This window comes from Pseudomonas sp. NY15372 (genome assembly GCF_048068215.1).
GTDB classification, from domain to species: domain Bacteria; phylum Pseudomonadota; class Gammaproteobacteria; order Pseudomonadales; family Pseudomonadaceae; genus Aquipseudomonas; species Aquipseudomonas guariconensis_A.
Genome location: NZ_JBLUPY010000052.1, coordinates 1 through 19875, shown reverse-complemented (window position 1 = coordinate 19875; position 19875 = coordinate 1). Strand labels below are relative to the sequence as shown.

The 19875-nt window shown below is 63.6% G+C and carries 20 protein-coding genes; 11 read left to right on the top strand and 9 right to left on the bottom strand.

Translation table 11 applies throughout. From position 1 onward, the window contains the following. The first annotated feature begins 162 nt into the window (after positions 1-162). From rpe to trpE, 3 genes are all read left to right on the top strand, one after another. Positions 163-837 carry a ribulose-phosphate 3-epimerase gene (gene rpe / locus ACNFG0_RS21780; protein ID WP_133327269.1) on the top strand — a complete coding sequence of 225 codons (675 nt, stop codon included), beginning with the start codon at positions 163-165 and terminating at the stop codon, positions 835-837. Next, positions 834-1652: a phosphoglycolate phosphatase gene (locus tag ACNFG0_RS21775; RefSeq protein ID WP_196155692.1), complete on the top strand. Its 819-nt coding sequence runs from the start codon at positions 834-836 to the stop codon at positions 1650-1652. The genes rpe and ACNFG0_RS21775 overlap by 4 nt, the downstream gene beginning before the upstream one ends. A gap of 70 nt (positions 1653-1722) precedes the next feature. Next, a complete protein-coding gene (trpE, locus tag ACNFG0_RS21770) occupies positions 1723-3207 on the top strand; it encodes an anthranilate synthase component I (RefSeq protein ID WP_416766354.1) in 1485 nt (494 codons plus the stop codon). Between the two features lie 170 nt (positions 3208-3377). Here trpE and estP read toward each other — a convergent pair whose 3' ends face one another. Beyond that, positions 3378-5243, bottom strand: coding sequence for an esterase EstP (gene estP, locus ACNFG0_RS21765; protein WP_416766352.1), 1866 nt, complete (start codon positions 5241-5243; stop codon positions 3378-3380). A 374-nt stretch (positions 5244-5617) separates the two neighbouring features. On the opposite strand from estP, the gene ACNFG0_RS21760 reads away from it, so the two are divergent. From ACNFG0_RS21760 to ACNFG0_RS21745, 4 genes are all read left to right on the top strand, one after another. Further along, positions 5618-6211, top strand: a complete 594-nt coding sequence (locus tag ACNFG0_RS21760) for an aminodeoxychorismate/anthranilate synthase component II (RefSeq protein WP_416766351.1) — start codon at positions 5618-5620, stop codon at positions 6209-6211. Positions 6212-6220: 9 nt separating this feature from the next. Then, the gene (trpD, locus tag ACNFG0_RS21755) at positions 6221-7270 is read left to right on the top strand and encodes an anthranilate phosphoribosyltransferase (RefSeq protein WP_196146108.1); all 1050 of its coding nucleotides are present in this window, start codon (positions 6221-6223) and stop codon (positions 7268-7270) included. Next, positions 7267-8103 carry an indole-3-glycerol phosphate synthase TrpC gene (gene trpC / locus ACNFG0_RS21750; RefSeq protein WP_196155695.1) on the top strand — a complete coding sequence of 279 codons (837 nt, stop codon included), beginning with the start codon at positions 7267-7269 and terminating at the stop codon, positions 8101-8103. Before trpD ends, trpC begins: the two co-directional genes overlap by 4 nt. 132 nt (positions 8104-8235) lie before the next feature. Then, positions 8236-8940 (top strand): lipoate--protein ligase family protein, encoded by a 705-nt coding sequence (locus ACNFG0_RS21745; RefSeq protein ID WP_196146106.1) that lies wholly within the window; start codon positions 8236-8238, stop codon positions 8938-8940. Here the strand turns inward: ACNFG0_RS21745 and crp are convergent. After that, positions 8937-9581: a cAMP-activated global transcriptional regulator CRP gene (crp, locus tag ACNFG0_RS21740; protein ID WP_196146138.1), complete on the bottom strand. Its 645-nt coding sequence runs from the start codon at positions 9579-9581 to the stop codon at positions 8937-8939. The genes ACNFG0_RS21745 and crp overlap by 4 nt on opposite strands. A 189-nt stretch (positions 9582-9770) precedes the next feature. Here crp and ACNFG0_RS21735 point away from each other — a divergent pair, with 189 nt between their 5' ends. Continuing rightward, the gene (locus ACNFG0_RS21735; protein WP_028689009.1) at positions 9771-10193 is read left to right on the top strand and encodes an OsmC family protein; all 423 of its coding nucleotides are present in this window, start codon (positions 9771-9773) and stop codon (positions 10191-10193) included. Positions 10194-10253: 60 nt separating this feature from the next. Here ACNFG0_RS21735 and ACNFG0_RS21730 read toward each other — a convergent pair whose 3' ends face one another. From ACNFG0_RS21730 to hemJ, 5 genes are all read right to left on the bottom strand, one after another. Next, positions 10254-11294, bottom strand: a complete 1041-nt coding sequence (locus ACNFG0_RS21730) for a DUF2157 domain-containing protein (protein WP_416766348.1) — start codon at positions 11292-11294, stop codon at positions 10254-10256. A gap of 10 nt (positions 11295-11304) precedes the next feature. Further along, positions 11305-11952 carry a 2-polyprenyl-3-methyl-6-methoxy-1,4-benzoquinone monooxygenase gene (coq7, locus tag ACNFG0_RS21725; RefSeq protein WP_416766346.1) on the bottom strand — a complete coding sequence of 216 codons (648 nt, stop codon included), beginning with the start codon at positions 11950-11952 and terminating at the stop codon, positions 11305-11307. A gap of 65 nt (positions 11953-12017) precedes the next feature. After that, positions 12018-12356 (bottom strand): histidine triad nucleotide-binding protein, encoded by a 339-nt coding sequence (locus tag ACNFG0_RS21720; RefSeq protein ID WP_196146103.1) that lies wholly within the window; start codon positions 12354-12356, stop codon positions 12018-12020. A 63-nt stretch (positions 12357-12419) separates the two neighbouring features. Next, complete coding sequence (locus ACNFG0_RS21715; protein ID WP_416766344.1) at positions 12420-13202, bottom strand: SDR family NAD(P)-dependent oxidoreductase; 783 nt, start codon at positions 13200-13202, stop codon at positions 12420-12422. Positions 13203-13324: 122 nt separating this feature from the next. Beyond that, on the bottom strand, positions 13325-13750 hold the full coding sequence (gene hemJ / locus ACNFG0_RS21710) for a protoporphyrinogen oxidase HemJ (protein WP_416766342.1): 426 nt from the start codon (positions 13748-13750) through the stop codon (positions 13325-13327). A gap of 140 nt (positions 13751-13890) precedes the next feature. Here hemJ and argC point away from each other — a divergent pair, with 140 nt between their 5' ends. Together argC and erpA are read left to right on the top strand one after the other, a co-directional pair. Next, positions 13891-14925 (top strand): N-acetyl-gamma-glutamyl-phosphate reductase, encoded by a 1035-nt coding sequence (argC, locus tag ACNFG0_RS21705; protein WP_196146100.1) that lies wholly within the window; start codon positions 13891-13893, stop codon positions 14923-14925. A gap of 150 nt (positions 14926-15075) precedes the next feature. Next, entirely contained in the window at positions 15076-15426 is a 351-nt protein-coding gene (erpA, locus tag ACNFG0_RS21700; RefSeq protein WP_084856129.1) for an iron-sulfur cluster insertion protein ErpA, read from the top strand. A 60-nt stretch (positions 15427-15486) separates the two neighbouring features. Here erpA and ACNFG0_RS21695 read toward each other — a convergent pair whose 3' ends face one another. Continuing rightward, on the bottom strand, positions 15487-16578 hold the full coding sequence (locus tag ACNFG0_RS21695; RefSeq protein ID WP_416766340.1) for an anhydro-N-acetylmuramic acid kinase: 1092 nt from the start codon (positions 16576-16578) through the stop codon (positions 15487-15489). Between the two features lie 3 nt (positions 16579-16581). Then, positions 16582-18012, bottom strand: coding sequence for a peptidoglycan DD-metalloendopeptidase family protein (locus ACNFG0_RS21690; RefSeq protein ID WP_416766338.1), 1431 nt, complete (start codon positions 18010-18012; stop codon positions 16582-16584). A 212-nt stretch (positions 18013-18224) separates the two neighbouring features. On the opposite strand from ACNFG0_RS21690, the gene tyrS reads away from it, so the two are divergent. Beyond that, the gene (gene tyrS / locus ACNFG0_RS21685; protein WP_196146097.1) at positions 18225-19424 is read left to right on the top strand and encodes a tyrosine--tRNA ligase; all 1200 of its coding nucleotides are present in this window, start codon (positions 18225-18227) and stop codon (positions 19422-19424) included. Positions 19425-19875: the final 451 nt, after the last annotated feature.

The window sequence follows — 19875 nt, the reverse complement described above, 5'->3', positions numbered from 1 at the left end:
CAAGGCCGCTCCTACAAGGATTGCGATCTTCTGTAGGAGCGGCCTTGTGCCGCGAAAGGGGTGCGAAGCACCCCCGGCAGACACTAATTGATACCAATCAGCCCTCATCCGCTTCCCTGAGTTACAATGCGCGCCACCGTGATTTCTGCCAACAGGTGCGCCATGCAGCCCTACGCTATTGCCCCCTCCATCCTCTCCGCCGACTTCGCCCGCCTGGGCGAGGACGTCGACAAGGTACTGGCCGCCGGGGCCGACATCGTTCACTTCGATGTGATGGACAACCACTACGTACCCAACCTGACCATCGGCCCGATGGTCTGCAGCGCCCTGCGCAAGTACGGCGTGACCGCCCCGATCGACGTGCACCTGATGGTCAGCCCGGTCGACCGCATCATCGGTGACTTCATCGAGGCTGGCGCCACCTACATCACCTTCCACCCGGAAGCCTCCCAGCACATCGACCGCTCCTTGCAGTTGATCCGCGACGGTGGCTGCAAGGCCGGCCTGGTGTTCAACCCGGCTACCAGCCTGGATGCGCTCAAATATGTGATGGACAAGGTCGACATGGTCCTGCTGATGAGCGTCAACCCAGGGTTCGGCGGCCAGAAGTTCATCCCGGGCACCCTCGACAAGCTGCGCGAAGCCCGTGCCCTGATCGATGCCAGCGGCCGCGATATCCGCCTGGAGATCGATGGCGGCGTCAACGTCAACAACATCCGCGAGATCGCCGCCGCTGGCGCCGATACCTTCGTGGCCGGTTCGGCGATCTTCAATGCGCCGGACTACCAGGAAGTCATCGCCAAGATGCGCGCCGAGCTGGCCCAGGCCCGCCCATGAGTGGCTTCGAGCAGCTGTTCCCGGGAGCGCTGCCCAGGCTGGTGATGTTCGATCTGGATGGCACCCTGATCGATTCGGTCCCTGACCTGGCCGCTGCCGTGGATCGCATGCTGCTCCAGCTGGGGCGCTCGCCCGCAGGCCTTGAGGCCGTACGCCACTGGGTCGGCAACGGCGCCCAGGTCCTGGTCCGCCGCGCTTTGGCTGGCGGGCTGGACCACGACGCTGTCGACGACGAGCTGGCCGAGCAGGGCCTGGCCCTGTTCATGGAGGCCTATGGCGAAAGCCACGACCTGACAGTGGTTTACCCCGGGGTGCGCGATACCCTGCGCTGGCTACGCAAGCAGGGTGTGGAGATGGCGCTGATCACCAACAAGCCCGAGCGCTTCGTCGGCCCGTTGCTCGACCAGATGAAGATCGGCCGCTACTTCCGCTGGATCATCGGCGGCGACACCCTGCCACAGAAAAAGCCCGACCCGGCAGCGCTGCTGTTCGTCATGAAGATGGCCGGCGTACGCCCCGAGCAATCGCTGTTCGTGGGGGACTCGCGCAGCGATGTACTGGCGGCCAAGGCGGCCGGGGTCAAGTGCGTGGGCCTGACCTACGGCTACAACCATGGGCGCCCGATCCACGAAGAATCGCCCAGCCTGGTCATCGACGACCTGCGCGCCCTGTTGCCAGGTTGCTTAGTCCCGGCCACTGGGATAACGTTGGCGGACCTTCAGGCCTCACAAGACAGAGAGTCCACCGTGGCGGTTACCGGCAAATTCTGGATGAAAGTCATCAAGGCCCTGGCCCGTTGGCGCTGGCGCGCCTGACTCCTGCCCGCCGGCGCCTGCCGGCCCGTCCGCTTGCCCGACCCCATTGCTGCTTGCCACGAGGCTACCCATGACCCGCGAAGAATTCCTGCGCCTGGCCGCTGCCGGCTATAACCGCATTCCCCTGGCCTGTGAAACCCTGGCCGACTTCGACACACCGCTGTCGATCTACCTGAAGCTGGCCGACCAGGCCAATTCCTACCTGCTCGAGTCCGTGCAGGGCGGCGAGAAGTGGGGCCGTTATTCGATGATCGGCCTGCCGTCGCGCACCGTGCTGCGGGTGCATGGCTACCAGGCGAGCATCCTGCAGGATGGCGAGCAGGTGGAAAGCCACGAGGTGGAAGACCCCCTGTCCTTCGTCGAAGCCTTCAAGGACCGCTACAAGGTTGCCGACATCCCGGGCCTGCCGCGCTTCAATGGCGGCCTGGTCGGTTACTTCGGCTATGACTGCGTGCGCTATGTGGAAAAGCGCCTGGGCGCCTGCCCGAACCCGGACCCGTTGGGTGTGCCGGATATCCTGCTGATGGTTTCCGATGCCGTGGTGGTATTCGACAACCTGGCCGGCAAGATGCACGCCATCGTGCTGGTCGACCCAGCCCAGGAGCAGGCCTACGAACAGGGCCAGGCCCGCCTGCAAGGCCTGCTGGCCAAGCTGCGCGAGCCGATCACCCCGCGCCAAGGCCTGGACCTGAGCGGCCCGCTCGCCGCGGAGCCGGAATTCCGCTCCAGCTATACCCGCGAGGACTACGAGAACGCCGTGGGGCGCATCAAGGAATACATCCTGGCCGGCGACTGCATGCAGGTGGTGCCGTCCCAGCGTATGTCCATCGACTTCAAGGCAGCGCCGATCGACCTGTACCGTGCCTTGCGTTGCTTCAACCCGACGCCGTACATGTACTTCTTCAACTTCGGCGACTTCCATGTGGTCGGCAGTTCTCCCGAAGTGCTGGTGCGGGTCGAGGACAACCTGGTCACCGTGCGGCCGATCGCCGGTACCCGCCCGCGTGGCGCGACCGAGGAAGCTGACCGGGCGTTGGAAGACGACCTGCTGTCCGACGACAAGGAAATCGCCGAGCACCTGATGCTCATCGACCTGGGGCGCAACGATGTCGGCCGAGTGTCATCCACCGGCAGCGTGCGCCTGACCGAGAAGATGGTCATCGAGCGCTATTCCAACGTCATGCATATCGTCTCCAACGTCACCGGCCAATTGCGCGAAGGGCTGAGCGCAATGGATGCGCTGCGCGCGATCCTGCCGGCCGGTACCCTGTCGGGGGCGCCGAAGATCCGTGCCATGGAGATCATCGACGAGCTGGAGCCGGTCAAGCGGGGCGTCTACGGAGGGGCGGTAGGGTATTTTGCCTGGAACGGCAACATGGACACCGCCATCGCCATCCGCACGGCGGTGATCAAGGACGGCGAGCTGCATGTGCAGGCCGGTGGCGGCATCGTAGCCGACTCGGTGCCGGCGTTGGAGTGGGAAGAAACCATCAACAAGCGCCGGGCGATGTTCCGTGCGGTGGCCTTGGCGGAGCAGACCAAGCCACAAGCCTGATGGACTTTGCATGATCGAACGGCGCCGGAAGGGCGCCGTTTCTTTTTGGGGCTGCTTTGCAGCCCATCGCGGGACAAGCCCGCTCCCACAGGATTACCGCAATCTTGAAATAACGCTGCCCCTGTGTGAGCGGGCTTGCCCCGCGATGGGCCGCGCAGCGGCCCCTGCGTTCAAAAGTCCAGGCTCAACGCCAGGCTCACGCCTTGCTGGGTCACGTCATCACTGTTGCGCCAGTTGTAGTTCCCGCGCACATGCACCCCCGCCACCAGCTCATGGGTAAGCCCAAGGCTGGCCCGTGTCAGGTTGCTGTCCGGCGTATAGCCGGTGAGCGTGAAGTCGTGGGCCGGCAGGCTGGTCAGGTGCATGGTCAGGTCCTGGCGATCATCTTCGAACTCGTGCTCGCGCGCGACTTCGGCGAACAGCCGGGTGCCGGCCGTGAACTGATAGCTGCCTTGCAGGCCAAGCCCCAGGCGCCGCGAAGTCCGCTCCTGGTCATCGAAGGCCAAGGCGGTGGAGCGTCCGCTTTTCTCTTCGTAGCCATCGACCTTGACCCGCGCATAGTCAGCGCTGATGAAGGGCGACAATTGCCAGGCGCTGTGTTCGGCCGCCAGGTTGTAACCCAGCCGGCCGGTGACCGCCCAGGCTTCGCCATCGGTATCGCCTTTCTCGCTGCGCTCGCCGGCGCCGAGCGCGAAGGTGCGCTTGAGGTCGTGATAGTCCAGGTGCCCAGCGGTCAACGCCGCATCCCCCCACCAGCGGCCCTGGCGATACTGGGCGAATACCGTGGCGAGGTAGCTGTCGAGCTTGTAGTCCGAGTCGTGCTCGCCGGCTTCGAGTTTTTGCCGGTTCACGCCGGCCGCCAGGCCGATGCGCCAGGCGTCGTCGAGCCGGTAGCTGCCGCCCAAGGTCAGGTTGTAGCCGCGGCCATCACCGCTGGCGCCGCTGCGTTGGCCGTCGAAGTCCAAATCCTGGCCCCCCGTGGTGACGAACGGTTGCCATTGGCCAACCGCCTGCCAGGGTGTCTGCCATTGGTTGCGCAATTCGTCCTGGTGGGCGCGCAGGTTGCCATGGGCCATTTCCGGCAGCAGGGTCAGCTCCCAAGGCGCGGCCAGGATCGAATAGCCGTAGTCGGCGATCAGCTGCTGGCCGGCGATGGTCGGGTGGACCGAGTCGTTGAACAGCAGCTTGGTCGGGTCTGGCGCGGTGCCGTTGGCGCCGTACACCGGGTTACCCACGCAGCCTTCGCCGCTGTAGCAGGTGCCGACCAGGTTCTGGTCGGTCGCCAGGCCGAACTCGGCGGGGCTCGCCAGGGCTTCCTGGAGCAGCACCGGGATGTTCAGCGGGATGATCTGGGCATCGATCTGGCCGAGCTGGTTCAGCAGCGACTGGTTGAATACACCGGACAACTGCGACAGCGGGCCTTCGAGAGGCGTGCCGCTGTAGTTGGGTGTCTGGCCCAGGTCTGGCAGCAGCCAGACCATGATGTAGCGTGCGCCACCCTGTTGCAGTGCCTGGGCGCTCGCCGCCAGGCGTCCACCTGCGGCTGCGGCGTCGGCCGGCGTGTTGACCAGGCCCTGGAGGAAGTCGTTGCCACCACCGGTCAGGTAGTACAAGGCGTTGGGGTCGGCGAACTTGCCATTGGCCAGGTAGCCGTCGCGTTCACGCAGTACCAGGCCCGCGCCCGGGCGGCCTGGCGGGATGACGGTGCGTGAGGTGTCGGTGATCGAGTCGAGTATCTGCTGCGTGGTGTAGCCGCCGACGGCCCAGTTGTTGCCATCGGGACGGGTGCCGATGGAGGTGGAGGGGTTCAGCTCCTCGGGCGCGACGCCCAGCCGGCTGCCGAGGATCATCGGCGTGACCGGTGCATAGGTGCCGTCGGCGTTGCGGTTGGTGAAGCGCATGCCGAACTGCCCGGCATCGCTGAGGCTGTCGCCGAACACGATCATCGAGGAGTAGGGCGAGGGTGCGGCCATGGCGTGGCTGCAGGAAAGGGCCAGCAGGCCTAACAAGGAGCGGAAAAAGGGTGGTTTTTGCATGGAGAAGGATCCTTTTCATTGTTTTTATCAGGACAAGCCGATTGACCTTAGCAAACCTGTGGTCATTCTTCCCCAGTGGATTCGTTTCGCCGTGTTTACGGGCATATTGCACCCGCCGTCCCGGTAGGCTACTGTGCCGTGACGTATGAGCGAGACCTAATCCTGTGTTGATCGTCAGCAAACTCTTGATGCGCGTTATCAAGGCCCACGCCCGTTGGCGTTGGCGCGCCTGACTTTATCTCCTGCCGGCCTGTCCGGCCCGTCCCCGTTTGCCTTCCAGTTGCTTCACCGAGCGCACCCCGCGCTAGCCCGCCTTTGCGTCCGGCGCTGGAAGGTTCGAATTCAAAGTCAGTAGATTCAAGAGGTTCAACCCGATGTTACTGATGATCGACAATTACGACTCCTTCACCTACAACGTCGTTCAGTACTTGGGCGAGCTGGGTGCCGAGGTCAAGGTCATTCGCAACGATGAAATGACCATCGCCCAAATCGAAGCCCTCAACCCTGAACGTATCGTGGTTTCTCCCGGGCCCTGCACGCCGAGCGAAGCGGGTGTTTCCATCGAGGCCATCCTGCACTTTGCCGGCAAGCTGCCGATCCTGGGCGTGTGCCTTGGCCACCAGTCCATCGGCCAGGCCTTCGGCGGTGACGTGGTGCGTGCCCGCCAGGTGATGCACGGCAAGACCAGCCCGGTCTTGCACCGCGACCTGGGTGTGTTCGCCGGGCTCAACAACCCGCTCACCGTGACCCGCTACCATTCCCTGGTGGTCAAGCGCGACACCCTGCCCGACTGTCTGGAAGTGACGGCCTGGACCGCCCATGCCGATGGTTCGGTCGACGAGATCATGGGCCTGCGCCACAAGACGCTGAACATCGAGGGGGTGCAGTTCCACCCCGAGTCGATCCTCACCGAGCAGGGGCACGAACTGTTCGCCAACTTCCTCAAGCAGACCGGCGGCCGCCGCTAAGGATCGAACATGGATATCAAGAGCGCGCTGGGCCGTATCGTCGGCCACCTGGACCTCACCACCGAGGAAATGCGCGATGTCATGCGCCAGATCATGACCGGCCAGTGCAGCGAGGCGCAGATCGGCGCCTTTCTGATGGGCATGCGCATGAAGAGCGAGAGCATCGACGAGATCGTCGGTGCCGTGTCGGTGATGCGTGAGCTGGCCGACAAGGTCGAGCTCAAGACCCTGGACGGCGTCGTCGACATCGTCGGTACCGGTGGCGACGGAGCCAACATCTTCAACGTCTCCACCGCTTCGTCCTTCGTCCTGGCGGCAGCGGGTTGCACCGTGGCCAAGCATGGCAACCGCGCGGTGTCCGGCAAGAGCGGCAGTGCCGACCTGCTGGAAGCCGCCGGTATCTACCTGAACCTGACGCCGGTCCAGGTTGCCCGCTGCATCGACAGCCTGGGGATCGGCTTCATGTTCGCCCAGACCCACCACAGTGCCATGAAGCATGCCGCTGGCCCACGCCGTGACCTGGGGCTGCGCACCCTGTTCAACATGCTCGGCCCGCTTACGAATCCGGCCGGTGTGAAGCATCAGGTGGTCGGGGTGTTCACCCAGGCCCTGTGCCGCCCGCTGGCCGAAGTGTTGCAGCGCCTGGGTAGCAAGCATGTGCTGGTGGTGCATTCCAAGGATGGCCTGGACGAGTTCAGCCTCGCCGCGCCAACCTTCGTGGCCGAACTGAAGAATGACCAGATCATCGAATACTGGGTCGAGCCCGAAGACCTCGGCATGAAAAGCCAGAGCCTGCATGGCCTGGCGGTCGAGGGGCCGCAGGCTTCGCTAGAGCTGATCCGCGATGCCCTTGGTCGGCGCAAGACCGAGAACGGCCAGAAGGCCGCCGAAATGATCGTGCTCAACGCCGGTGCAGCGCTGTATGCCGCCGATCACGCGATGACCCTCAAGGGCGGCGTCGAGCTGGCCCATGATGTGCTGCACACCGGCCTTGCCTGGGAGAAGTTGCAGGAGCTGGGCGCCTTTACCGCCGTATTCAAGCAGGAGAACGAAGCATGAGCGTGCCGACGGTGCTGGAGAAGATCCTTGCCCGCAAGGTCGAGGAAGTGGCCGAACGCAGTGCCCGGGTGAGCCTGGCCGAAGTCGAGCGCCTGGCCAAGGCGGCCGATGCGCCGCGTGGCTTTGCCCAGGCGTTGATCGAGCAGGCCAAGCGCAAGCAGCCGGCGGTGATCGCCGAGATCAAGAAGGCCTCGCCCAGCAAGGGCGTGATCCGCGAACACTTCGTGCCCGCCGAAATTGCGGTCAGCTACGAAAAAGGCGGGGCGACTTGCCTGTCGGTGCTGACCGACGTGGACTATTTCCAGGGTGGCGATGCCTACCTGCAACAGGCCCGCGCCGCCTGCGCGCTGCCGGTGATCCGCAAGGACTTCCTGATCGACCCGTACCAGGTCGTGGAAGCCCGCGCCCTGGGTGCAGACTGTGTGCTGCTCATCGTCGCTGCGCTGGATGACGTGCGCATGGCCGAACTGGCGGCCACCGCCAAGGACGTCGGCCTCGACGTGTTGGTCGAGGTGCATGACGGCGACGAGCTGGAGCGCGCCCTGAAGACTTTGGATACGCCGCTGGTGGGGGTGAACAACCGCAACCTGCACACCTTCGAGGTCAGCCTGGAAACCACCCTCGACCTGCTGCCACGTATCCCGCGTGACCGGCTGGCCATCACCGAGAGTGGCATCCTCAATCGTGCCGACGTGGAACTGATGGAGATCAATGAGGTGTACTCGTTCCTGGTGGGCGAGGCGTTCATGCGCGCCGAGCAGCCGGGGCTGGAGTTGCAGCGTTTGTTCTTCCCTGAGCGCACGGTGAAGACCGTGGGTCAGGCCTTGGACTGATCGAATCCGGAGCCGGCTGCCGGTTAAGTAATTGGGCCGCTACGCGTCCAATCGCGGGGCAAGCCCGCTCCCACAGAACTGGGAGCTTGCCCGGTGATCGGGTCGGCGAAAACACTATCGAAGGTGAAGTTGATGACCGATCAACCCTTGGCGCTGACCGTCGAACAAGGCCTGCACGCCGAGCAGGAGCTCCTGGCTGCCGTCTGCCGCGGCGAACGCGATTCCGGTGTCTTGTTCTGGCGCCCCACCGACCACGCCCTGGTGATGCCACGGCGCATGAGCCGCCTGGACAACTTCGAAGCCGCCTGTGCGGAGTTGGCGATTGCAGGGTGGCCGGTGCTGTTGCGCGAGACCGGCGGCGAGCCGGTGCCGCAATCCCATACCACGGTGAACGTGGCGTTGGTCTATGTGGCGCCGCGCAGCGAAGGCGATCATGGCCGCATCGAAAACGCCTATGAACGCCTATGCCTGCCGTTGTGCGAGGTGTTGCGCGAGTGGGGCGGCGTGGCGTCGGTCGGGGAGATCGAGGGTGCGTTCTGCGATGGTCGCTACAACGTCAACCTCAACGGTCGCAAGCTGGTCGGCACCGCCCAGCGCTGGCGTCAGGGCTTGGGCGGTAAGCGGGCAGTGGTGTTGGTGCACGGCGCGTTGCTGCTGGATAACGAACGGGAGTCGATGGTCGCGGCGGTCAACCGCTTCAACGAGTGTTGCGGCCTGGAGCAGCGCTGCCGCGCCGACAGCCATATCGCCTTGCACGAGGTGGTGCCGCAGGCGCCCTGGTTCGAGCGCCTCAGCCAGGCCTACGCCGAGGTGATCGCGTCGATCCCGCGCGACTAGCGGGTGCCGTGGACCACCATGGTCTTGCCCTTGACCTGCACCAAGCTGCGCTCCTCGAGGTCCTTGAGGACGCGGCCGACCATCTCCCGTGAACAACCGACGATACGCCCGATCTCCTGACGGGTGATCTTGATCTGCATGCCATCCGGGTGGGTCATGGCGTCGGGTTGCTTGCACAGGTCCAGCAAGCAGCGGGCGACGCGCCCGGTGACATCGAAGAAGGCCAGGTCGCCGACCTTGCGCGTGGTGTTGCGCAGGCGCTGGGCCATTTGGCTGCCGAGGGCGTAGAGGATGTCCGGATCGTGGCGGGCCAGGTCGCGGAACTTGTCGTAGCTGATCTCGGCCACTTCGCATTCGGTCTTGGCGCGAACCCAGGCGCTGCGCTGCTGCACCTGGCCTGCAGGCTCGAATAGGCCCAGCTCGCCGAAGAAGTCGCCGCTGTTGAGGTAGGCGATGATCATTTCGTGGCCATCGTCATCTTCGATCAGGATGGTCACCGAACCCTTGATGATGAACGACAGCGTCTCCGCCCGGTCGCCAGCGCAGATGATGTTGCTCTTGGCGTTGTAGCGGCGTCGTTGGCAGTGGGCCAGCAGTTTGTCGATGTTCTTGATCTTGGCGGGTAGGGCTGGAGCAACCATCACGAAATCCTGTTCGATGCGACGCATGGGCTTTTTATAGAATGCTGGCATCGCGCGCCAGTCATTTGGCGTCAGCTTATCAGACGTTGCCTTTTGTATCGGCATGAATGCGACGCGTCTTGAGCTTTTCCGACGGCGTCACAAGGACTAAGCTGACGGCCTTTTCTGATATTTAGGGAGTCCAGATACATGAAGGCACGCATCCAGTGGGCCGGTGAAGCGATGTTCCTCGGCGAGTCGGGGAGCGGCCATGTCGTGGTCATGGACGGCCCTCCCGAAGCAGGCGGGCGCAACCTGGGCGTGCGCCCGATGGAAATGCTGCTGCTCGGCCTGGGTGGTTGCAGCAGCTTCGACGTGGTCAGCATCCTGAAGAAGTCCCGTCAGGCCGTGGAAAGCTGTGAGGCCTTCCTGGAAGCCGAGCGCGCAAGCGAAGACCCCAAGGTATTCACCAAGATTCACCTGAACTTCGTGGTCAAAGGGCGTGGGCTCAAGGAAGCCCAGGTCAAGCGTGCGGTTGAATTGTCGGCAGAGAAGTACTGCTCGGCGTCGATCATGCTCGATCGGGCTGGGGTGGAAATCACCCACGGTTACGAAATCGTCGAGCTGGGTTGAGCCGCCCTGCTTGCGCCGCCCTTACAGGTGCGGCGCCAGCCTCGGCAGGAAGCAGAGGTTTCAGTCGCGCAGCGCCGGTAGCGCTTGGCGCAGCCACCCGGGCAAGCGCGCCCGCAGCGATTGACTGAGGTACTCCCGCCGCTTCTGATAAACCAGCCCCAGGCCGATCACGCCAAGGCCGATCAACGTCAGCACCACCGGGAACAACAGCGACTCGGCGAAGACCTCATAGGAGAGGTAGCCCAGGTAGGCCGCTACGCCCATGGCGCCGAAGACCATGAATACCGGCCGACGAAGCAGCACCGCCAGGCCCATCAGGCCAAGGTTGATCAGGCAGTAAAGCGCCCTGCCCAGCTCGCTGCCGCTGTCCAGTAGCGTCAGCCCGCCCCAGAAGGCGGCCAACCCGGCCAGGTAGCCCCAGCCGGCATAGTCCCGACGCGTACGGCCGTCCACCACGATGAAGATCAGCAGCAACACCAGGCCGAACCACAGCGAGACGGTGCGCCGCTGCTCCCAGCTGAACGGCGAGCCATAGAACCATTCGCTCAGGTCCATCGACATGAACCACAAGGCCACGGCAATGGGCATGACGATGAAGGGGAAGGGCACCAGGCGCAGCATTAGCAGGCCGGCGACCACCGTGGCGGCCTCCATCAGTACCCAGCCACCCTGCACGTAGGTGTAGTACTGGTGATAGTCCGACTGGGTGTCGTCGAGTGGCCACCAGCCTACCAGGCGTTCGATAGCGAACACGGCCAACGGCACGATGCTCACCGCGACCGCCGCCAGGACACCGCCAGCGATGGGCTGCCCACGGCGCTGCAAGGCCAGTGCGAACGAAGTCAGCAGGGCGATATACAGAGTGGCGACGGCCAGCAGGGCCACATCGCCGATGCGCATCCAGGCTTCGGTGAGCAGCCAGCCCATGGCGGCCATGATCAACAAAGCGCCGAAATAGAACGCCACGTGGGCCAGTTGGAAAGCGCCGCGGCTTTGCGGTTGTTGGCGCAGGAAGCCCAGCAGGGCCTGGTCCTGGCCCGGCTGGAGGATGCCCGCTTCCACGGCACGTGCCAGGTCCCTGGCATTGAATCGTTCCGTCATGGATGTATTCCTAGATGCGGTAGGTGCTCTTGGTCATCACCTTGGCCATCAGGCTCATGCCGAAGCGCACGGGGGCCGGGAAGCGATAGCCTCCGGCTTCGAGGGCCGACTCGGCGTGCTGTTCTTCATCGACACGCATCTGCTCGAGGATGGCGCGGGACTTTTCGTCTTCCTGGGGGATCTGCTCCAGATGCTCATCCAGGTGCTTGCACACCTGATGCTCGGTGGCGGCGACGAAACCCAGGCTGACTTTGTCGCTCACCAGGCCGGCGATGGCGCCGATGCCGAATGACATGCCATAGAACAACGGGTTGAGCACGCTGGGGTGGCTGCCCAGCTGACGGATGCGCTGTTCGCACCAGGCCAGGTGGTCGACTTCTTCCTCGGCGGCATGCTCCATGGCCTTGCGCACTTGCGGCAGCTTGGCGGTCAGGGCTTGGCCTTGGTAGAGCGCCTGGGCGCAAACTTCACCGGTATGGTTGATGCGCATCAGGCCGGCGACGTGGCGGGTTTGGCTTTCGTCCAGTTCCGCATCCGGTTGGACGATGGCCGGGGACGGGCGGGCGGGTTGGCCGCTGAAGGGCAGCAAGGTGCGCATGGCGGTATCGGCCTGCAGCAACAAGCGGTCGAGCGGCGAGTAGTGACGTTCGGTAGCCATCGGGCACCTCCGCTAGAGTGTGCCCGACAGTTTACCGCAATCGGCAGGAAGGGGGTTGCCCTGGATCAGCCCGGTGGCCAGTGCATCTGGCGCTGGCCGAGCACATGCATGTGGATGTGGTAGACGGTCTGGCCGCCCTGCTCGTTGCAGTTCATGACCACGCGGAAGCCTTCCTCGCAGCCCAGCTCCTTGGCCAGGCGCTGCGCGGTGAACAAGATGTGGCCGGCCAGGCCCTTGTCCTCTTCGGTCAGGTCGTTGAGGGTGCGGATGGGCTTTTTCGGGATGACCAGAAAATGCACCGGCGCCTGCGGGGCGATATCGTGGAAGGCCAGAACCTGGTCGTCCTCGTAGATGATCTTCGCCGGGATCTCCCGGTTGATGATCTTGGTGAAGAGAGTCTCCACAGCACTTGCTCCATGGTGAGGGTCGGGCCGAGTGTACCCAGCGCGGCGGCGCTCGCCCAGTGGCTATTGGAAGCCGACAGGGCAATAGCGGCGATTGACCAGGCCCGCGAGCTTGCGCACCAGCCAGCGTGGCATCAGGCGTGGCAGCGCTGCCAGCCAGCGATTGCGCCGGCCTGGCATGATCACGGCGCGATTCCGGTCCAGCGCGCGCACGGTGTAGAGCGCCACTTCTTCGGGGCTCAGGCAGCGCGTGCTGCCTTCGAGGCGGGGAATGCGTCGGCGTGACGAACGCACCGGGCCGGGACACAGCACGGAAACCTTGATCCCGGTGCGCTTGAGCTCCTCACGCAGCGCTTCGGAGAAGCTCACCACATACGCCTTGCTGGCCGCATAGGCAGCCATCCAGGGGCCTGGCGCCGCACCGGCCAGGGAGGCGACGTTGAGGATCTGCCCGCCGCCCTGCACGGCCATCAGGTTGCCGATGGCGTGACACAGGCGGCTCAGGGCAAGGATGTTGACCTCGAGCAGGTCCTGTTCGTCTGCCCATTCATGGGCCAGGAAGGGGCCATAGGTGCGCTGGGCCGCGCAATTGACCAGCAGGTCGATGCGCCGCTCGCCTTCCTCCAGCTCGAGCACGAAGCCCGACAGGCGCAGGGGCTGGCTCAGGTCGCAGGCGCGGAACAATACTTCGACACCGAAACGCTGGGTCAGCTCGATGGCCACAGGCTCGAGGGTTTCACGGTGGCGAGCCACCAGGATCAGGTTGCGCCCGCGCCGTGCCAGTGCTTCCGCCAGGGCCAGGCCCAGGCCGCTGGAAGCTCCGGTAATCATGGCGTAACGGGTCATGCAAGGCTCCTGGGGGCTGAAGAGGGCGCCTAGTGTACAGCTTGGCCAGGGAAGGTGGTGCCTTTATGCAGCCAGGGTCGGCCTGGCGCCAGGCCCGGCCGCCTGGGCCGGAACGGGCGGCTTCAGAACGGCTTGACCACAACCAGCACCACGATGCCCAGCAGGAACAGCACCGGCACTTCGTTGAACCAGCGGTAGTACACATGGCTGCGGGTATTGCTGCCCGCGGCGAAGCGTTTGCGCTGGGCGCCGCACATGTGGTGGTACACGGTCAGCAATGCCACCAGGGTGAGCTTGGCATGCAGCCAGCCCTGGCTCAGCCAGCCCGGGTTGAGGTACAGCATCCAGCCGCCGAAGACATAGGTCGCGATCATGGCCGGGTTCATGATGCCTCGGTACAGTTTGCGCTCCATGGTGATGAAGCGCTCCTGGCTGATGCTGTCCTGGCTTTGGGTGTGGTAGACGAACAGCCGCGGCAGGTAGAACAGGCCGGCGAACCAGCAAACGACACTGATGATGTGCAAGGCCTTGATCCATAGATAGAGCATTGGGAAGTTCCTTCAGGTTTCACGGTCGTCAGATAGTAAAGGCCAAGCGCTCGACGGGGCATCCGAAGAGTTGTTACAGAGACCCCAGCCCCCTATTATCGTGCGTTTTCCAGTTGGCTCGTTGATAAGGGGCAAGCGTTATGATCAAGGTCGGTATCGTCGGCGGCACGGGTTACACCGGCGTCGAACTGTTGCGTCTGCTGGCACAGCACCCACAGGCCGAGGTCGCGGTCATCACCTCGCGCTCCGAGGCGGGCGTGGCCGTCGCCGACATGTATCCGAACCTGCGCGGCCACTACGACGGGCTGGCCTTCAGCGTGCCGGACAGCAAGACCCTGGGCGCCTGCGACGTGGTGTTCTTCGCCACGCCTCATGGTGTCGCCCATGCCTTGGCCGGCGAGCTGCTGGCAGCCGGCACCAAGGTCATCGACCTGTCTGCCGACTTCCGTCTCCAGGATGCGGTGGAGTGGGGCAAGTGGTACGGCCAACCCCACGGCGCGCCGGAGCTGCTCAAGGATGCGGTCTATGGCTTGCCCGAAGTCAATCGCGAGAAGATCCGCCAGGCACGCCTGATCGCCGTGCCGGGTTGCTACCCGACTGCTACCCAGCTGGGCTTCCTGCCGCTGCTGGAAGCCGGCCTGGCTGATCCATCGCGGTTGATCGCCGACTGCAAGTCCGGGGTCAGCGGCGCAGGTCGTGGCGCGGCAGTGGGCTCGCTGTTCTGCGAGGCAGGCGAAAGCATGAAGGCCTATGCGGTCAAAGGGCACCGTCACCTGCCGGAGATCAGCCAGGGCCTGCGCCTGGCTGCAGGCAAGGACGTCGGCCTGACCTTCGTGCCGCACCTGACGCCGATGATCCGTGGTATCCATGCCACCCTTTATGCAACCGTCGCCGATACCAGCGTCGACCTGCAGGCGCTGTTCGAGAAGCGTTATGCCGATGAGCCGTTCGTCGATGTGATGCCGGCCGGCAGCCACCCCGAGACCCGCAGCGTGCGCGGCGCCAATGTCTGCCGCATTGCGGTGCACCGGCCACAGGGCGGCGACCTGGTGGTCGTGCTGTCGGTGATCGACAACCTGGTCAAGGGCGCTTCCGGCCAGGCAGTGCAGAACCTGAACATTCTGTTCGGCCTGGACGAGCGCATGGGCCTGGGGCACGCGGGCCTGCTGCCCTGATCGACGGCTCGAGCCACAGGTGATGGGGGCATAACGCCCCCATTTTTGCCGAGCACGACCAAAGCCGCACAATTCTTGACCGATTTTCTCGGAGAAGCGGATAATGCGCGTCATCGAGTTTTATGGCGGCACTGCGCCGGGAGAGTCAACATGAGCGTCGAAACCTTCACCCCCACGGCTTTGGAATTCACCCAAGGTGCAGCGCACAAGGTGAAGACCCTGGTCACCGAAGAGGGCAATGATCGCCTGAAGCTGCGTGTATTCGTGACCGGCGGCGGCTGCTCTGGGTTCCAGTACGGGTTCACTTTCGATGAGGAAGTGGCCGAAGACGACACCGTGGTCGAGCGCGAGGGTGTTTCCCTGGTCGTGGACCCGATGAGCTTCCAGTACCTGGCGGGCGCTGAGGTGGACTATCAGGAAGGCTTGGAAGGGTCGCGTTTCGTGATCAAGAACCCCAATGCCACCACCACCTGCGGCTGCGGCTCATCGTTCTCGATCTGAGCCTGGGCTTTTCATGAAAACGCCGCGCTTATGCGCGGCGTTTTGTTTTCTGCGTGGGTTTCAAGCCGGGTAGATCGCGCCGAGTACGCGCAGCCCTTTGGCCGCCGTGACGCTCGGGCGGTTGGCTGGAATGCCTTCGAGACAGCAATGGGCCAACCAGGCGAAGGCCATGGCCTCGACCCAGTCCGGATCGACGCCGTAGGCCGCGGTGCTAGCTACCTGGGCCGACGGCAGCAAGGCTGCCAGCCGACGCATCAACGCGCCATTGCGTGCGCCGCCCCCGCATACCAACAGGGTTTCGGTGTGGGGTTGGGCGCTGCGTAGCGAATCGATGATGCTGCGGGCAGTCAGTTCCAGTAGGGTCGCCTGGATATCTTCGTCCCGGTAGTTCGGCAGTACCGCCAGGTGAGTGTCCAGCCAGGGGAGGTTGAACACCTCACGGCCGGTGCTCTTGGGGCCGGTTCCGGCGAAGAACGGGTCGGCGAGCAGGCGGGCGAGCAGGGCATTGCAAACGTTGCCGCTGGCTGCCCACTGGCCATCGGCATCATAGGCCTTGCCGCGCTTGCGTTCGATCCAGGCATCGAGCAGCACATTGCCTGGGCCACAGTCAAAACCATGAACGGGCTTGTTCTGCTCGATCAGGCTGAGGTTGCTGAACCCTCCGACGTTGAGAATGGCGACCTGTTGACCCAGATGGCCGAACAGTGCTTCGTGGAAAGCCGGCACCAAGGGCGCGCCTTGGCCGCCTGCTGCGACATCGCGGCGCCGGAAATCCCCTACTACGCACACGCCTGTGAGCTCTGCCAGCAGGGCCGGGTTGCCGATCTGTACGGTGAAGCCGCGCGCAGGTTCGTGGCGGATGGTCTGGCCGTGGCTGCCGATCGCGCGAATGGCGCCGGCCTCCAGGCCTTGGCTGGCCAGGAGCTGGCCGATGCCATCGGCGGCGAGGGTGGCCCAGCGGTTTTCCGCGAGGCTGGCACGGGCGATTTCGTCAGGGCCGGTGGCGCAAAGGGCGAGCAGGTCCTGGCGAAGGTCGGCGGGCATGGGGGTGTAGTGGGTGGCGAGCAGACGGGTCTGCTCGCCTTGGTCGATCAGTGCGATGTCCAGGCCGTCGAGGCTGGTTCCGGACATCACACCCAGATAGAGCGCCATGGATCAGCGCTTGTTGGCGGCGAGCATGGTGGCCTTTTCCTGGTCCATGCGGGCGATCAGGGGCTTGCTCTGCTGCAGGAAACGCTGGCGCTCGGAACGGGCGATCGGGTCGGCCATGGGCAGCTTGCGGCTCAGCGGGTCGACATGCACGCCGTTGACCTGGAACTCATAGTGCAGGTGTGGCCCGGTGGACAGCCCGGTGGTGCCGATGTAGCCGATGATCTGACCTTGCTTGACCGAGCTGCCGGTCTTGATGCCCTTGGCGAAGCCTTGCATGTGACCATAGAGCGTCTTGTAGGAGTTGCCGTGGGCGATGATCACGGTGTTGCCGTAGCCGCCGCGACGGCCTGCCAACAGGACCTTGCCGTCGCCAGCGGCCTTGATTGGCGTGCCGCGAGGGGCTGCGTAGTCGACGCCTTTGTGCGCGCGGATCTTGTTCAGGATCGGGTGCTTGCGGCCCGCGGAGAAGCGCGAACTGATACGGGCGAAGTCCACCGGCGTGCGGATGAACGCCTTGCGCAGGCTGTTGCCGTCGGCGGTGTAGTAGCTGGTGTTGCCCTGCTTGTTGGTGTAGCGCACGGCGGTGTAGGTCTTGCCGCGGTTGGTGAAGCGGGCGGAAAGGATATTGCCGGTGCCAACCACCTTGCCATCCATGACCTTCTGCTCGTAGACCACGTCGAATTCGTCGCCTGGGCGGATGTCCTGGGCGAAGTCGATGTCGTAGCCCAGCACTCGCGCCATGTCCATGGTCAGGCTGTGGGACAGGCCAGCACGCTTGGCCGAGGCCGACAGCGAGCTCTTGATCACGCCATGGGCGTAGGCGGTGCGTACCACTGGCTTGCTGATCTCGCGATCGAAGCTGTAGCCCTTGGTGGTCTTGGTAAGGCGAATGGTCTCGAGGTTGCTGACCTTGCTGTGCAGGCTGGCCAGCTGGCCGTCCTTGTCGAGTTCGAACTGCAGTACCTGGCCATGCTTGAGCCGGCTGAACTGCTTGGCCTGCTTGCCGCTGGCCAGGACGTCATGGACCGCATTGCTCGGCAACCCGACCTTGGCGAACAAGGTAGACAGGGTGTCGCCACGGGCGACGGTGACTTCGCGATGACCGGGAAGCTTGGCGTCGGCGCTTTCCTCGGCCTTCTCCTCGGCAGCGGGTGCCTGTTCGGCGGTTTGCGTGGCCGCAGGCTCGGCGTTCTCGATCTGGGCGAAGGGCGAGCCTTTGTCGCCTTCGGTTTGGACCAGGGGGGCGGCCTTGGACTCGTCCTTCAGCTGCTCTGCCGGGGTTTCCAGCTCGAGGCTAAGGGTGGTTTTCTTGGCTTCGACCTCGCTGGAAGGGAATACCAGCAAAGCCAGGCTGAGCAAGGCGGCGATGCCGCTGGCGGCCAACAAATGGCTTTTCGGATAAAGCGGGGGCGCTTTAGGCGTCTCGTTGGTCATAGGTGAGGTGACTTTGAAAAAGTGAAATGGAAAAGATGAATGACATGATGAAGATGAAATAACTGTATAAAATATAACCAAATCCATTTTCGCGCAAGGGCGCGTAGACGCCGCGATACGCCTTTCGGGTCACATTCCTTTGCGAAACTTGTATTTGACGGCCGATCTTGTATGGTTGGCTCCCCTTGAATCTGAGCCTTGCGGGTCTGTCTATGAAGTCGGTTGAAGAGCAGCTGGCGCTTATCAAGCGCGGTGCGGAAGAGGTATTGGTCGAGTCGGAACTGGTGGAGAAGCTCAAGCGCGGCCAGCCCCTGCGTATCAAGGCGGGTTTCGACCCGACCGCGCCGGACCTGCACCTTGGGCACACCGTGCTGATCAACAAGCTGCGCCAGTTCCAGGACCTGGGGCACCAGGTCATCTTCCTGATCGGCGACTTCACCGGCATGATCGGCGACCCGAGCGGCAAGAGCGCCACGCGTCCTCCGTTGACCCGCGAGCAGGTCCTGGACAACGCCGAGACCTATAAACAGCAGGTGTTCAAGATTCTCGACCCGTCCAAGACCGAGGTGGCGTTCAATTCCACCTGGATGGACAAGCTGACCCCGGCCGACTTCATTCGCCTGGCTTCGCAATACACCGTGGCACGCATGCTCGAGCGCGACGATTTCGACAAGCGCTACAGCAGCAACCAGCCGATTGCGATCCACGAGTTCCTGTATCCGTTGGTTCAGGGCTACGACTCGGTAGCGCTCAAGGCTGATGTCGAGCTGGGTGGTACCGACCAGAAGTTCAACCTGTTGATGGGGCGCGAGCTGCAGCGCGCCTATGGGCAGGAGGCGCAGAACATCGTGACCATGCCGCTGCTCGAAGGGCTCGACGGCGTGAAGAAAATGTCCAAGTCCCTGGGCAACTACGTGGGTATCCAGGAAGCGCCTGGGGTGATGTACAGCAAGCTGGTGTCGATCCCAGACACCTTGATGTGGCGTTACTTCGAGCTGCTGAGCTTCCGTTCGATGGACGAGATCAACCAGTTCCGTGCCGATGTCGAAGCAGGTGCAAACCCGCGCGATATCAAGATCAAGCTGGCTGAGGAGATCGTGGCACGCTTCCATGGCGAAGAGGCCGCGGCCAATGCTCACCGTGCTGCGGGTAACCGCATGAAGGATGGCGAGCTGCCGGAAGATCTGCCGGAGGTTGAAGTGGCCGCCTCGGAGGATATGCCGATTGCTGCCGTGCTGAACAAGGCTGGCCTGGTGAAGAACTCGGCGGCTGCGCGCGACCTGCTCAATGCTGGTGGGGTCAAGGTGGATGGCGCCGTGGTCGATCGTGGCTTTGTCTTCGCGGTCGGCGCCACCCATGTGTGCCAGGCGGGCAAGAAGGCTTTCGCGCGCATTACTCTGAAAGCTGAATGAAGATGGCTTCTATATAGAGAGGCGACGCAAGCGGGGAGGCCGGTAGGCCTCCCCGCTTTGTTTTTCGGCAATATCGAAGTTTTTTGAAAATAACGGTTGACGCGCCGTTTCAGGGGCCTATAATGCGCCCCACTTCCGACGCAGTCGAAACGCAAAACTCCTTGAGATTCAATGAGTTGAACGGTTCAGGTAGTATCGGAAGGCTTCGGTCTCACAGATCGGCAGCGGTGAAAAAGGCAGTTGACAGCAGGTTTTAACGCTGTATGATTCGCCTCCCGCTACGAGAGATCGCAGCGTGTTAAGCGGTTGAAGTTGAACGACTTTCTCGTAAGAAACTTCGAAATAAACGCTTGACAGACTTTGAGGAAAGCGTAGAATGCGCGGCCTCGGTTGAGACAACGCTCTTAACCAAATCGCTCTTTAACAATCGAATCAAGCAATTCGTGTGGGT